This window comes from Bacillus cereus group sp. Bc061, assembly GCF_027715825.1.
GTDB lineage: Bacteria > Bacillota > Bacilli > Bacillales > Bacillaceae_G > Bacillus_A > Bacillus_A paranthracis.
This window is the reverse complement of the sequence record NZ_JAQFTZ010000001.1, coordinates 125,579-139,822: the sequence shown is the minus strand read 5'-3', so window position 1 is coordinate 139,822 and position 14,244 is coordinate 125,579. Positions and strand designations below refer to the sequence as shown.

Below are 14,244 nucleotides of genomic sequence, written 5' to 3'. Positions count from 1 at the left end.
CTTTAGTCGTCGCTACGCTGCATACCAGTATAAATTAATACGAGACGTAATAATTCAAATACCGCTACGGCTGCAGCTGCTACATATGTTAATGCTGCCGCATTTAATACTTTACGAGCTTGGCCATATTCATCTGTTGATACGATTCCTAACGCTTCAATTTGTTGCATCGCACGCTTTGATGCATCAAACTCAACTGGTAATGTAACGAGTTGGAACACAACACCTGCTGCCATTAAAATGATACCTAAAAATATCATGTTGGCCATCGATGCAAAAATACCGATCATAATAAATATCCAAGAAATATTTGAACCAAAGTTCGCAACTGGCACTAACGAATGACGAATACGCATAAAGTTATAATCTTTTGCATCTTGAATTGCGTGTCCTACTTCGTGTGCTGCAACTGCTGTACCAGCAACTGAATGACCGTAATAGTTATCTGTTGATAATCGAACTGTTTTGGCAGTTGGATCATAATGGTCTGATAAATGACCTGGTGTTTCTTCTACAGCTACGTTGTATAATCCATTTTCATCTAAGATTTTCCGAGCCACTTCTGCTCCTGTCATACCTGATGTTGAATAAACTTGTGAATACTTGCTATAGGCACTACGTACTTTTGACTGTGCATACAACGGTATGATCAAAATGATCGCGAAGTAAATTAAATAAAACATCATGAACCTCCATTGAAGTTTTAATTATAGTACTTCTCATTCTATTTTCTTCTGCCACCATTGTCAATGAATAAACCTTACAATCCGAATCTTTATTTATTACATTATCTATTCTTAGAATGTACATTACTTTTTCTTTTTTCTCTCTCTCCTTTATACTTTCTCCACCCAACATAAGTTAATGTGAATAAAATAAGACCTCCAGTAATTGTCATAAACCAAATGAGAGAAGGTGCAATTTCATCTTTTTTTACTGTATGAAATATTTTTTGCAAATCTCCTTTAATGATTCCTAATTGCATTTGCCCACCTTTTGTTTTTAACATAACGTTACGAAATTCATCTAAATAAGATAAATGGGCATTTACACGCTGCACTTCATTTTCTGGCAAGGCAATCATTAAGCTTGGATAAATAATATTAAATTCATGTAAAAATGTGTTTAACGTTTGTTGAAACTGTCCCGTATCTTCTTTTTTCATCGCTTTTTCCATTTGAGAAAAGGCATCCATTACTTTTCCTTCTCTTTCCATCCAAAGTGGTTGATATTTCGATACTTGCGCATCGACAGCGAGCTGCAGGGCTAACACATTATCAATTTTAACTTGTTTCCTTACATCTTCTTCCGCGAGAGATTGTTTCGCCTTGTCGTAAGCTAAAGAAATAACTCTAACTTGATCTGGCGTTACTTCCTGCTTCTTTTCATTCCCCTTTATTACAAACTGCTCCGAGAAATGTTGCAGTACTTGTACTGCTTTTTCATCTTCATTACGCTTCACTAATTGTAATGAGTCATCTAACAACCCTGTTAGTTCACTCCACTCCTCAGCATATATACGTAACGGAAACATGATAATTAGAAATGCAATCAGTCCAATTAATGTTCTCTTCATCACGGTCCCCCCTATAACTACTAGTACAAAATATGTTAATGTGGACAAGAATAGAACAGAACTGGACCGAAAAATATATTATCATTTTACAAACAAAAAAAATTCTCTTTAAACAGAGAATTTTTCTTTTGAAATCCTTTTCTTTTTTACGAAATATTTATACAAGCTATAACAAATTATGCTACCACATAAAATAAATAATAAAATAGCACACGCTGCATGCATAAAAAACTCTTCTGGTAACATTAATATAATCGGATCCTTCTCAGGATCAAAAACCCAATAATCATTACTGAATAAAAGCTTATGGAATATCACAAAACTCTTTTCAAAATTAATAGCAATCGGTAACATTAACGCTATTGGAAAAATGATTGTTAAAATAGATCCATGCAGTAAAAACTTTTCATTTTTCTTTTTTAACAAATACATGCCGCCTACTATTGCAATTATAATTGTCGCATACATTACATATTGAATCTTTACTAAAATGTTTTTCACATCTACAAAATGAATACGGCCATTTGTAGACATATCTAGTGTTGGCAAATGTAATGCTCCGTCATAAAATGGCGATAAATATGTGATAAGCACATCATAATTTCTTTTAATATCATCCTTCGTCATATCTGCTAAATCTGGAATGTTCAAAAAATCAATTTCAAAATAATATAGCCATTTTCCATATACAACCGCCGTTGTTGCGAGTGCAAATATAGAAAATGCTATGCTATATGAAACAATTATCGTAATCAATCGATCCAATATTTTTGTACCACTCGTATTTTTCTTCATTTTCTCCCCCTACATATTCTAACTATCATAAAGAAAACTGTTTTCGATTCTCACGTAAGCAATAATAATATGTCATACAAAGCACAGCAATGCTTAACCAGAACGTAAAATAACCAATTTCTCCTACAAACAAATGCATAATTCCGTATCTCGGCATTTGCCAGAACAAATAATCAATTGCATCATTATGTAATGTCCATATAGCGGCTACCGCAAAATGCCATTTTTTTATACGGTAAAACGGTGCATATAGCACTGCTTGTACTGCCATCGCAAAATGCGAAAGCATTAACATATACCCGATAAGGCCAATAGGACCTTTTACATAGATCATAACCCCATTTACAACAACAGCCCATATACCATATTTTATTAAAGTAACAATCGCTAGCGCCTCTATTAATCCCCAATTTCTCTTTATTAAAAAAGCGATTAAAACAAAGACAAAAAAGAGACTTGCCATAGGACTATCGGGTACAAACGGCCAAAATATAGGTGAAGTTTCTTTTAATTGATTTCCATACCATATAAATCCGTATATTGTACCTAATATGTTAACAACTAATAAAAATAATAATACAGAGCGTTGCCTTAACATTGCATACAAGTAAACCAAGCTGTATGTCCAACACCTTTCATTCTTTCATCAAACTCTACTCTATTATATAGTAAACTTTCTATCATCAAAATAAAAAGCTGACTACAAATTTTGTAGTCAGCTTTTTATTATTTTTTATTATACTTTGCAACGAATTCCGAAAGCTTCTTCAGTTCCTCATCTGTACCTTTAAATACACCTTTAGGCATGGAACCTTTTCCCTCTTTCGCAATTTTAGCAATTTCTTCTGGCTTTAAAGTTAAGTTTTGCAGTGCTGGTGCTGCTGCGCCGCCCTGTAAATTGTCACCGTGACATGTTAAACAAGTATTTTTTTGCATTAATTTATAACCGTCATCATTTTTATCAACTGGTGCTGTTTTTACAATTGCTCCTTGTTTTTTTGCAGCTTCCCAGTCGTGGTGTGCTACAGATTCCCAAGTTAAAAAGATAATCGATGCAACTGCTAAAAGCATAAATCCCGTTGCTACAGGACGCTTCAATGGGCGTCTTTCTGGACCTCGATCAAGAAATGGAGCTAACAGTAATGCGCCAAACGCAATCCCTGGCATAATGAACGCTCCAATTACAGTAAATGAGCCAGAAGCATAAGAATACTTTAATAACTGATACAAGAATAAGAAATACCAATCTGGAAGTGGTATATACCCAGCATCAGTTGGATCCGCCATTCTTTCAAGCGGTGACGGATGCGCCACTGTTAAACATAAATAACCGATTAAAAAAACTGCACCAACCATCCATTCTTTTAACAAGAAGTTCGGCCAAAATGCTTCTGTTTTCCCTGGGTATTCCGAATAGTCTTTTGGAATATTTGGTTTCCGAGCTACCGGTACCCGAGAATCTCCTACAAACTTCATCCCTTTGCCGCGATGCATAATCTCCCTCCTTTAGTTCTTTCCCCTTTAATTTAGCAATCTCTTATAGCGGACCGGAAATACCTTGTTTGCGAATCATGATGAAGTGGAAGGCCATTAAACCTAGAAGTGCTGCTGGTAAGAAGAAGACGTGAATAGCAAAGAAGCGAGTTAATGTTTGAGCGCCAACAATTTCGGAATGACCAGCGAGTAATGTTTTAATGTAAGGACCAATAAGCGGCGTTTGCTCTGCAATTTGAATCCCTACTTTCGTAGCAAATAACGCTTTCATATCCCACGGTAATAAATATCCGGTAAAACCAAGACCTAACATAACAAAGAAAATAAGAACACCAACAATCCAGTTTAGCTCACGAGGCTTTTTATACGCACCCTGGAAGAAAACTCTAAGTGTATGTAAAAACATCATTACAATTACGAGACTAGCACCCCAGTGGTGCATACCACGAACAATTTGCCCATATGCAACTTCATTTTGCAAATAATAGACCGATTCCCAAGCATTTTTAATATCAGGCACATAATACATCGTCAAAAACATTCCAGATAAAATTTGAATTACAGTAACGAAAAAGGTAAGTCCGCCAAAGCAATAAACGAATGCAGAAAAGTGATGTGCCGGGTTTACATGTTCAGGTACTTCATGATCAGCGATATCACGCCATATTGGTGTAATATCTAACCTTTCATCTACCCAATCATAAATTTTATTTAGCATCTACTTTGCACCCCCTCTTGGCTTCGCTTTTCCTAGGTACAGCGTTCCATCTTTCACTTTAGATTCGTATACATCAAGTGGAGCAAGGGGCGGCGTGCCTTTAATGTTTATCCCGTCTTTTGTGTAACGGCCCCCGTGACATGGACAAAAGAATTGATTCGGATGTGCTTTGTCCGAATTCCAGTTCACTGTACATCCTAAATGTTTACATACTGGAGAGAACGCAACAATGTCTCCGCTTTCATCTTTATGAACCCAAGCTGATTTTGGCTCTTCGGACTTGTACCAACCATCAACCTGCTTCACCTTAAAATCGAAACGTTTCGGCTCTGTTGTAATATCCTTTACTTGTGCAACAGCAACCATATCCGTTCCCGCTTCTTTTCTTAACACCGGATCAAGCGCAAATCGCGTCATCGGCATTAAAATACCCGCTGCCATAAAGCCTCCTACCCCTGTAAGAGTGTAATTTAAAAACTGTCTTCTTGACACACGATGTTCTTTCTCGCTCACGAAAATTTCCCCCCTCTATCAGAAATTGTCCCCTCGTGATAAATTATATAAAAAATAAAAACTAGGACACTATCATGATATAATACGCTCATGCACAGGTCAATATCATACTACTCATAATAATAAGAACTTTCTGTTTATTATTATTTTCCCCATTTTTCTTCTAACATTACCATTATATTTTTTATATGTGCATGAATCACTTCTCTTTTCGCTTGATCACTAAATTGTTCTAACGCTAATGAAGGAAACCAAAATAAATCTCCCTGCAATTCTTGCATATCTTCTTTCCATGAAAAATCACTTGTAACATAAGCAATATGCTTAAAACCTTGCTTTTTCAAATGATTTGTCCATTCTTGCAAACGACCTTTTTCGTTTTTTTGACTTTCTACTAGATACGTAAATGCAGGTAATAAAAGCACTCTTCCTTTATATTCTCTTTCTAGCTCCATACTCAACAATTCGATAAATTCCCCTTGTTCTACTACCATTTTCATTTCTTTCGCTGCTGAAATTGATAAAAGTGGTATAACACCCGTATCTACATATTCTCTTGCTTGCTCAAACTGTTCCACATCTTTTACAATCCATTTCAAATGTCTTCCCTCCCCCGTCTATAAATGACAGAACTTTCACTTTATATATATTAAACCATACTAAAAGAGGTAAAAAAAGAAAAACTACCTATATTAAGGTAGTTTTTCTTGAAAAAGTCTGAAATTTGTAAAATTTTATGAATCCAAATGAATTCTATAACATCTTTAACTCCGCTGTTAACCTATGAAACGCTTCCTTATCTTGCTTATCCAGCGCTTCATCAATTTGTTTCAAAAGACGTTCTCTTCTAAAAGAAAATACACTTTCTTCTAAAAACCTTTCTGCAAGTAAACGATCTTTTTCATTTACTTCAATGTGCTTTGGTAAATATGGGTTTTCTTCTAATACAGCTACGTAATTGGCATTTTGAAACGATGATTTAAAATTGAGTTGAATATAAATATCCTCATCTCGATTTAAACGAATATCATGAAACGATTTTTCAGCATCTGTTGTCATAACATTTTGTTTAAAAAAGTGAAACGGTGTGTCTTTTACACAATTCGCGGACATTACTAAGCCACGCGGACAATATTTTGCATGCTCTACGAAGTGGACTTTATGCATCAATTGGTCGTGACTCATTAAATAATTCAAAATCCATACACATTCACGCTGTTTCAGTTGGTAATTATTCAAAAACCATTTTACAAAATCCTTCTTCTCGTTTACAGAAACAGGGGTATTCATAGCAATTAAGTCCCTCCTCTGTCTTTCTCTTTTCTTTTTAGATTCAAGAAGCGGTATTCAGTTTCCTTCCAACTTATGAAAAATCCTCTAAATTATATAACAATTCTTCAATATGAATTTGTGTCGGGTCTAGTTGTATTAACTGAGTAAATACTTCTTTCGCCTCTTTTCGCATACCTTCTTCCAATAAGAAATAACCGTACTCTTCCAAGAAGTCTGGATGATTCTTAAAAGAAGTATATGCACTTTCATAGTGTTTTAATGCATCAGAATACATTTCTAATTGTTTTTTTGCAAACGCAAGATCCCAAAGTAGTTGTGTATCTGGTTCTCCGCTATCGATAGCACGCTCTACAACGGCAATTAGCTCTTCATACTTTTCTTGTTCCTTTAAGATATATGCATATTTTAATGTTGCACCTAAATGTCCTGGATCTAACTCAAGCGCTTTTTGAAGCACTTCCTCTGCTTCCGCTATTTTCCCTAATTTCGCTGCAATGTTTGCTAATTCTACATAGAATGGTACAGAAAGTTCATCTACTTTAATTCCTTCATGAAGTGTTTCATAGCTTTCTTGAAGCATTCCTTCTTTTTCATAGCTTTTCGCTAAATACATGTAAAGAGATGCATACTCAGGATCTAATTCTTTCAGTTCTTGCCAAGCACCAATTGCTCTTTGGTATTCTTCACCTTGGTATAACGTGAATGCATATCCAAATAATGAGTGAATATCTTTTTGTTCCTCTAAACCTGCTTCGTAGTAAGAAATCGCCTCTTCCCAATTTCCAATGGCACTTAACGTTTCTCCAAGGCGCAGTGCAATGACAACACCACCCATTACTTTATGCTCCGCTAATAGCGACTCATAATAAGTAATTGCCTTTTGTTCTTCACCTTTACTACTATATAACTCTGCTAATCCAAACGTAATGACAGGCTCGTCAGGCATCATTTCTTTCGCCTTTAATAGTTTTTGTTCTGCTACATCATCGAAACCTTGCATTTGGAATAAATCCGCTACAAGTAATAACGATTGAACATATAAATCATCATTTTCCGGAATATCATGAAGTACTTCAATCGCTTCATCTTCTTTATCTAGATCAATATATAATTCTGCTAAAAATACAGTGAATTCACTTTCCTCTGGATACAATAAACGCAAATCTTCTGTAATAGCTAACGCTTCATCCGTAAATCCAAGAGTATGATAATAGCGAGCAATATCATACTTCTCTTCATCATTCGCAATTTTTAATTGCTCTTTTAATAATTGTAATCCTTTTTCCGCTTCACCATTTTCAATATATGAAACAGCTTGTTCAAACTTTTGCATAAACGTCTCCTTTAATTCTAAAAAATATTCTTTTCTGTTCATTTACCCTGCTATTAACGGGCAGTAAGACCCCACCTCAAAATTCAGCTAGGGCAAAGAAGTTAGTTTTGGGGGCAACTGCCCGTAAAAGCCCGATTGGTGTGGGCTAATAATCAGCGGGGGATAAACATCCCCCCATTGATTAAAGTTTCACTTTATCATAAGCAACTCATTGTTAGAACGCAACCTTTAGAATGAGCATGCTTCTTCTTACAGAGTAGTTAATTGTTCAAAAGGTTCGGATATGATACCGATACCTTCTTATCTTCTTCTATTGTACCGCTTTCTTTTATGACCGTGCAAATAACTTCTCCCACTAATTATCGAGCCATACCAATCTTGATTTACAGAACAACTTAATTACTAAACTTCAACTTTTTTAATGCGATAAAAAAGACTCCTCTAATAGGAGCCTTCACATCTCTTAAGAATATGTTTCCTCTTTCTGTACTTGCTCATTTACAAGTTCTTTCAGTAACTCTATAATTTCATCATTTTCTTCTTTCAAACCGACAGTAATACGAATGCCATCATCGATACCAAATGCAGCACCAGAACGAACAATATATCCTTTTTTCATTAATCGTTCAAAAGCTTCATTACCAGGAATACCGAGTTTTAAGAAAATGAAATTTGTTTGAGATGGATAATAGAATACGTTATATTCCTTACAAAATGCGTAATATTGATGTAATCCTTCTTCATTCTTTTTCACACATTCTTGTAAAAATACTTGATCTTCTAATGCAGCAAGTGCTACAGATTGCGCTACAGTCGATGTATTAAACGGTAACCTCGCTACTTCTAGCTGCCCGATTAACTCCGTATTACCAACTGCATATCCGATACGGAAAGCAGCTAGACCATATGCTTTTGAAAACGTACGCAATACCATAAGATTTTCATACTTTTCAAGAAGTGGTAATGTTTGCGGATAGTCTTCTGCTCCCGCATATTCATAATATGCTTCGTCCATAATAACAAGCGCTGACTTAGGAACTGATTCTAAAAATGAAAGTAATTTTTGTTTTTCTACATATGTACCTGTCGGATTATTCGGGTTACAAATCCATACAATCTTCGTTTGATCATCTACTTGCTGTAACATCGCATCTAAATCGTGAACGCCATCTTTAAGTGGTACTTCACGAACTTCTGCTCCTTCAATAACAGCATGGTGATGGTATTGTGAGAATGTTGGATTCGCCATTACAACATTTGTTCCTTCGTGTAGTAACGCACGACTAATCATTTGAATAACTTCATCTAATCCACTACCAAATAACAGTTGTTCCGCTTTAACACCTAAATGTTTTGCTACTTGTGTCCGAAGTTCAAAGGCATGTCCATCTGGATAAAGAGCGTATTGACTCGCTAAAGAAGTTAATGCTTCTGTTACGCGTGCTGAGCAACCGAATGGATTTTCGTTCGATGCTAATTTCACAATTTTTGATAATCCATATTCCCTTTTTACTTCTTCAATATTTTTCCCAGGTACATATGCTCTCAAAGTTAACAATTGCTCTTTCACTCTCATTTTTCTTCCCCCAGTCGTTTTATTCAATTCGATTACAATACGGTTATACTCCCTTACTATAATCGTTTATCATAACTGTCACTATTACGAAAATGCTTCTAAATAGGCTCTCCATAGCTGTTATCTACTTCTTATACCCATATCCTTTTGAAATGCCTCTAACGCAATATGAACAGTCTCATCAGGAATAGATACGACATTCACTACCCCATATTCCTGCATAAGTACCATATGAATTGTTCCTGCATTCGCTTTCTTATCTTGTTTCATCAACCCGACGAGGCGTTCTACACTTAAATCACTTGGCATTTTTGGATAGCCGTACTTCAAGAACCACTGCTTCATCTCTTCATAAGCAAGATTTACCTTATACACTTGTTCACTTAAGAATATAGCAAATAACATTCCAACCGCTACTCCGTCACCGTGAGTAATATTTCCATATCCTAGTTCTTTTTCTAGAGCATGGCCTAACGTATGTCCAAAGTTTAAATGTGCACGTACGCCTTTTTCTGTTTCATCTTGCGCTACAATGTTTGCCTTTACAGGAATCGCCTTCGTTAATATGTGGATTAATTTCTCATCACGAAGATCTGCTAATGTTTGCACTTCTTCTTTTAGCCAATAATATAGCTTTACATCACCAATTAGAGCATGTTTTATCACTTCTGCATAACCTGAGCGCCACTCTTTTTCAGGAAGAGACTGTAAAAACGGCGTATGATATACAACTGCTTCTGGTTGATGGAATGCACCTATCATATTTTTACCTAACGGATGATTGATTGCTACTTTCCCACCTACCGCGCTATCGTGAGCTAATAAAGTAGTGGGAACTTGAACAAAGCGAATTCCACGCATAAACGACGCAGCAACAAAACCAGCTAAATCTCCAATCATCCCGCCTCCAAGTGCGATAATTAAAGAATTTCTATCTAATTTATTTTCAAGAGCTGACGTATGAGCCGCATAGAAATTTTCAAAGGACTTCTCTTTTTCACCACTCGGTACAACGAATGAAAATACTTTTTGATCTATTTGCAACGCATCTACAACTGTCTGTAAATGTAAAGGTGCAACAGCCTCATCTGAAATAATCATAATGTTTGATACAGATGGCTGCATGTTTTGAACGATTGTTGTCAAATGTGACAACGATTCTTTTCCTACATGTACATCATATTCTTTTGATTTCGTTTGAATATGTATGTTTTCCATTAAAATCCCCTCGCATATTCATTATGTTTCTCAATATTTTCACGAATAAGGTCCATACGATCTAATCCAAATTGTTCTATTAAAGCTGTCGCTAATTCCCAAGCTACAACCGCTTCCGCAACGACACTAGCTGCTGGAACAGCACAACTATCTGAACGTTCAATACTTGCTGTAAAAGGCTCTTTCGTATCAATATCGACACTTTGAAGAGGTTTATATAGTGTAGGTATCGGTTTCATCACTCCGCGCACAACAATTGGCATTCCAGTCGTCATACCGCCTTCTAAACCACCCGCGTTATTTGTTCTTCTTGTATATCCATGCTCTTCATCCCACAAAATTTCATCATGAACTTCGCTACCCGGTCTATGTGCTGCTTCAAAACCAATTCCAATCTCGACCCCTTTAAAGGCATTAATGCTCATTATTGCGGCTGCTAATTTTGCATCTAGTTTTCGATCATAGTGCACATAGCTGCCTACTCCAATTGGCATTCCTTCCACAATTACTTCCACGATGCCACCGATTGAATCACCATTTGATTTCGCATCATCAATTGCTTTTATCATTTGATTACCAGCTTCTTCATCTAAACAGCGTACAGGTGATGCTTCTGTAATACTTTTTAATTCTTCAATTGAACGATACGTAGTCTCTTTAGCCTGTACACCGCCAATTTCAATTACATGGCCTGCTACTGCAATACCAAGTTCCGCTAACACTTTTTTTGCAACCGCACCAGCAGCAACACGTACTGTCGTTTCGCGTGCCGAAGAGCGTTCCAGTACATTTCTCATATCTCTATGACCATATTTAATCGCACCATTTAAATCAGCATGTCCAGGTCTTGGTTTTGTTACTTTCCTTTTCATTTCTTTTTCTTCTTGTTCCGTTAACGGCTCTGCACCCATAATTTTTGTCCAATGTGCAAAATCACGGTTTTCAACAACAAGTGCAATTGGAGAACCTAATGTCTCTCCATGTCTAACACCACTTACAATTTGCACTTGATCTGTTTCAATTTGCATGCGTCTACCACGCCCATATCCCTTTTGCCTTCTAGCTAACTCTTCATTTATATCATCCGCTACTAATGGTAGTCCGGCTGGAACACCTTCTATAATCGTTGTAAGTTGTGGACCATGAGATTCACCAGCTGTAATATATCGCATACGTTATTCCTCTTTTCGTATATGTATTTATCTCGCTATATTAAGCAATAATTTTATCTTTCATTACTCTAAAAATATGAAAGAGTTATTCATACATCAGCCATTCGCTTATTCTCCGATAGGCCTTTACTTTACATATCAATATATCATAACAGCTCTAACTTCGTAACTAATAGAAATAAAAAAAGTGCAAGAAGAATACCCCTATTCTCCTTGCACTTTCTACTATTATCACAGTGATTAAAGCGTTTACAAATTATTTCAAAATAATTAGTAAATCCATTCATTCATTAATTTTGAGTAGTCAACTAATTCTTCTTCCTTAAAGAAAATACCAATCTCGCGCTCTGCACTTTCTAACGAATCAGAACCATGGATAATGTTTTTTGCAACAGTTACACCGAAATCTCCACGAATTGTTCCAGGAGCTGCTTCATGTGGTCTTGTTTTACCCATCATGTTACGAGCTGTATCTACTACACCTTCACCTTGCCATACCATTGCGAATACAGGACCAGATGTAATAAAGTCTACTAATTCACCAAAGAAAGGTTTTTCTGTGTGCTCAGCATAGTGTTGTCCAGCGATTTCTGGAGTGACTTGCATTAATTTTGCACCAACTAATTGAAAGCCCTTCTTCTCAAAACGAGCTACAATTTCCCCAATGAAGGCACGTTGTACACCGTCTGGTTTAACCATTAGAAATGTTTTTTCCATAAAAAATCTCTCCACTTCTGAATTATGTATGTAATTGTATATCCCCACACACATATTAACACCCTTATCACAATTGTGCAATAGTTTTGAAATAGAGAGATTATTTTATTTTTTAGAAAAAACACTAAAATTTTCGTTTTCCAATATACTTTGCTACATTTTGTAATGCATACTTTGCTTGTCCACGTGGGAGTGGTTTTATCATTTCTAATGCTTTATGTAAATAACGTTCACTAAACGCAAATGCTTTATCAATAGCAGCACTATTCTTTACAGCTTCAATAATTTCTTTCATTTCGTCCGCTGTTGTATTTTCATGTACAGATCTGATTTTCTTACAAAGGATTGGATCTTCCATAGCATATAAGGCAGGAAGCGTAATGTTTCCTTGCAATAAATCGCCCCCAGCAGGTTTTCCAAGTTTCTCTTCTGTAGAAACGAAGTCTAAAATGTCATCAATAATTTGATACGACATCCCTACGAAATAGCCATACCAAAACAGACGGCTTACCGTATCACGATTAGCGCCAGCAGCAATCGCTCCTAGTTGGCAACTTGCAGCAATTAATAAAGCGGTTTTTCGCTTTATTCTTCTTAAATATGTTCTTAAATTTTGGTCATAGTTATACTTATCTTTAATTTGTTCGATTTCACCTTTACAAACTTCTAAAATGGTATGCGATAGCGCCTGATGCGCCTCTGGAATTTCAATATTCGTTATACATTCAAGAGACTTAGCGAATAAATAGTCCCCTGTATACATTGCAATACGATCTCCCCATTTCGCATTCACAGTTGCACTACCACGTCGTAAAAACGCAGCATCAATAACATCATCGTGAACAAGAGAAGCCATATGAATAAGTTCTAACGCAACAGCTACATGCTTAATTGCATCTAACTTATAATCTCCAAATTTCCCCGCAAGCAACACAAATACAGGACGAATTCGCTTCCCACCAGCTTCAATAAGTTGTAATGCCGCCTCTTCTACTAATGGCTGTTCAGAAGCAACTGTCTTTTTTAATTCTTTTTCTATCACATTAATATCCGATCGTAAAAAAGAGTACATAAGTTGTAACTTCATATTGTTCACCTTAACCTAAAACTTCTTTTTTCTATTTTGATTCTGGTTTCATGCCTAAATGCATCGCTGCTACCCCAAAAGTAAATGGCTTCACTTGCACACGTTCAAGTCCAGCTTTTTCGAACATATTAGCCAATTCTTTCATACCTGGGAATGTACTAGCAGATTCTTGTAGCCATGAATATTCTTTATAACTTTTCGCAAATAACTTTCCAAATAACGGCATGATATATTTAAAGTATAAAATATAACCTTGTCGAAAACCAATCATTGTTGGTTGAGATGTTTCTAAACAAATTACTTTTCCACCTGGTTTTACTACACGCGTCATTTCTTTTAATACGTGCATATAATCCGGTACATTACGTAAACCAAATCCAATCGTTACATAATCAAACGTGTCATCTTCAAATGGAAGTTCCATTGCATTCCCGTGCAGAAGTTCTACTTGTTTTAATTGTAACGCCTCTACCTTTTGCTTACCAACAGATAACATATTTTCGCTGAAGTCTAAACCAACAACCTTGCCCTGTTCACCCACCGCTCCAGCTAGCGCAATTGTCCAGTCCGCTGTTCCGCAACATACATCAAGCGCTTTACTACCTGGTTTTACATCCATAATGCGCATCGTCTCTTTGCGCCACGCTTTATGTCTTTGAAAACTAATTACAGAATTCATCACATCGTACTTATCAGAGATTTTCTCAAATACATCATGTACTCTTTCTTCTTTTGATTGTTGCATGCTCGTA

General features: G+C 36.2%; 16 protein-coding genes. All 16 read right to left on the bottom strand.

What is annotated here, in order from left to right; genetic code table 11:
• Positions 1–2: 2 nt before the first annotated feature.
• Entirely contained in the window at positions 3–683 is a 681-nt protein-coding gene (locus tag PDQ40_RS00780) for a zinc metallopeptidase (protein WP_000499536.1), read from the bottom strand.
• Positions 684–787: 104 nt separating this feature from the next.
• The gene (gene ypjB, locus PDQ40_RS00775) at positions 788–1,576 is read right to left on the bottom strand and encodes a sporulation protein YpjB (protein ID WP_000831595.1); all 789 of its coding nucleotides are present in this window, start codon (positions 1,574–1,576) and stop codon (positions 788–790) included.
• A gap of 108 nt (positions 1,577–1,684) precedes the next feature.
• Positions 1,685–2,371 (bottom strand): lipoprotein intramolecular transacylase Lit, encoded by a 687-nt coding sequence (lit, locus tag PDQ40_RS00770; protein WP_214328715.1) that lies wholly within the window; start codon positions 2,369–2,371, stop codon positions 1,685–1,687.
• A 25-nt stretch (positions 2,372–2,396) separates the two neighbouring features.
• Positions 2,397–2,987, bottom strand: a complete 591-nt coding sequence (locus PDQ40_RS00765) for a DUF1405 domain-containing protein (protein WP_208752492.1) — start codon at positions 2,985–2,987, stop codon at positions 2,397–2,399.
• A 110-nt stretch (positions 2,988–3,097) separates the two neighbouring features.
• On the bottom strand, positions 3,098–3,865 hold the full coding sequence (qcrC, locus tag PDQ40_RS00760) for a menaquinol-cytochrome c reductase cytochrome b/c subunit (protein ID WP_000554606.1): 768 nt from the start codon (positions 3,863–3,865) through the stop codon (positions 3,098–3,100).
• Positions 3,866–3,908: 43 nt separating this feature from the next.
• Positions 3,909–4,583: a menaquinol-cytochrome c reductase cytochrome b subunit gene (gene qcrB / locus PDQ40_RS00755; protein WP_000932700.1), complete on the bottom strand. Its 675-nt coding sequence runs from the start codon at positions 4,581–4,583 to the stop codon at positions 3,909–3,911.
• Positions 4,584–5,096, bottom strand: a complete 513-nt coding sequence (gene qcrA, locus PDQ40_RS00750) for a menaquinol-cytochrome c reductase iron-sulfur subunit (protein ID WP_001290418.1) — start codon at positions 5,094–5,096, stop codon at positions 4,584–4,586.
• A gap of 143 nt (positions 5,097–5,239) precedes the next feature.
• Positions 5,240–5,695 (bottom strand): YpiF family protein, encoded by a 456-nt coding sequence (locus PDQ40_RS00745; RefSeq protein WP_000871307.1) that lies wholly within the window; start codon positions 5,693–5,695, stop codon positions 5,240–5,242.
• 154 nt (positions 5,696–5,849) lie between these two features.
• Entirely contained in the window at positions 5,850–6,386 is a 537-nt protein-coding gene (locus PDQ40_RS00740; protein ID WP_001095923.1) for a ReoY family proteolytic degradation factor, read from the bottom strand.
• 73 nt (positions 6,387–6,459) lie between these two features.
• Complete coding sequence (locus tag PDQ40_RS00735; RefSeq protein WP_001168676.1) at positions 6,460–7,722, bottom strand: tetratricopeptide repeat protein; 1,263 nt, start codon at positions 7,720–7,722, stop codon at positions 6,460–6,462.
• Positions 7,723–8,185: 463 nt separating this feature from the next.
• On the bottom strand, positions 8,186–9,298 hold the full coding sequence (hisC, locus tag PDQ40_RS00725) for a histidinol-phosphate transaminase (protein WP_001264011.1): 1,113 nt from the start codon (positions 9,296–9,298) through the stop codon (positions 8,186–8,188).
• 120 nt (positions 9,299–9,418) lie between these two features.
• Positions 9,419–10,516 (bottom strand): 3-dehydroquinate synthase, encoded by a 1,098-nt coding sequence (gene aroB / locus PDQ40_RS00720; protein WP_000427695.1) that lies wholly within the window; start codon positions 10,514–10,516, stop codon positions 9,419–9,421.
• Positions 10,516–11,688, bottom strand: a complete 1,173-nt coding sequence (gene aroC, locus PDQ40_RS00715; protein WP_001269362.1) for a chorismate synthase — start codon at positions 11,686–11,688, stop codon at positions 10,516–10,518. Before aroC ends, aroB begins: the two co-directional genes overlap by 1 nt.
• 270 nt (positions 11,689–11,958) lie before the next feature.
• On the bottom strand, positions 11,959–12,405 hold the full coding sequence (ndk, locus tag PDQ40_RS00710; protein WP_000415887.1) for a nucleoside-diphosphate kinase: 447 nt from the start codon (positions 12,403–12,405) through the stop codon (positions 11,959–11,961).
• Positions 12,406–12,529: 124 nt separating this feature from the next.
• Positions 12,530–13,492: a heptaprenyl diphosphate synthase component II gene (gene hepT / locus PDQ40_RS00705; RefSeq protein ID WP_000776082.1), complete on the bottom strand. Its 963-nt coding sequence runs from the start codon at positions 13,490–13,492 to the stop codon at positions 12,530–12,532.
• 31 nt (positions 13,493–13,523) lie between these two features.
• Complete coding sequence (menG, locus tag PDQ40_RS00700; RefSeq protein WP_001187663.1) at positions 13,524–14,237, bottom strand: 2-heptaprenyl-1,4-naphthoquinone methyltransferase; 714 nt, start codon at positions 14,235–14,237, stop codon at positions 13,524–13,526.
• Between the last annotated feature and the right edge of the window lie 7 nt (positions 14,238–14,244).

Bases quoted from the DNA above. Each gene is read 5' to 3' on its own strand.
- aroC (WP_001269362.1), bottom strand. From the start codon at position 11,688: ATGCGATATATTACAGCTGGTGAATCTCATGGTCCACAACTTACAACG.
- qcrB (WP_000932700.1), bottom strand. From the start codon at position 4,583: ATGCTAAATAAAATTTATGATTGGGTAGATGAAAGGTTAGATATTACA.
- ndk (WP_000415887.1), bottom strand. From the start codon at position 12,405: ATGGAAAAAACATTTCTAATGGTTAAACCAGACGGTGTACAACGTGCC.
- qcrC (WP_000554606.1), bottom strand. From the start codon at position 3,865: ATGCATCGCGGCAAAGGGATGAAGTTTGTAGGAGATTCTCGGGTACCG.
- menG (WP_001187663.1), bottom strand. From the start codon at position 14,237: ATGCAACAATCAAAAGAAGAAAGAGTACATGATGTATTTGAGAAAATC.
- ypjB (WP_000831595.1), bottom strand. From the start codon at position 1,576: ATGAAGAGAACATTAATTGGACTGATTGCATTTCTAATTATCATGTTT.
- PDQ40_RS00735 (WP_001168676.1), bottom strand. From the start codon at position 7,722: ATGCAAAAGTTTGAACAAGCTGTTTCATATATTGAAAATGGTGAAGCG.
- PDQ40_RS00780 (WP_000499536.1), bottom strand. From the start codon at position 683: ATGTTTTATTTAATTTACTTCGCGATCATTTTGATCATACCGTTGTAT.
- hisC (WP_001264011.1), bottom strand. From the start codon at position 9,298: ATGAGAGTGAAAGAGCAATTGTTAACTTTGAGAGCATATGTACCTGGG.
- hepT (WP_000776082.1), bottom strand. From the start codon at position 13,492: ATGAAGTTACAACTTATGTACTCTTTTTTACGATCGGATATTAATGTG.
- lit (WP_214328715.1), bottom strand. From the start codon at position 2,371: ATGAAGAAAAATACGAGTGGTACAAAAATATTGGATCGATTGATTACG.
- aroB (WP_000427695.1), bottom strand. From the start codon at position 10,516: ATGGAAAACATACATATTCAAACGAAATCAAAAGAATATGATGTACAT.
- PDQ40_RS00740 (WP_001095923.1), bottom strand. From the start codon at position 6,386: ATGAATACCCCTGTTTCTGTAAACGAGAAGAAGGATTTTGTAAAATGG.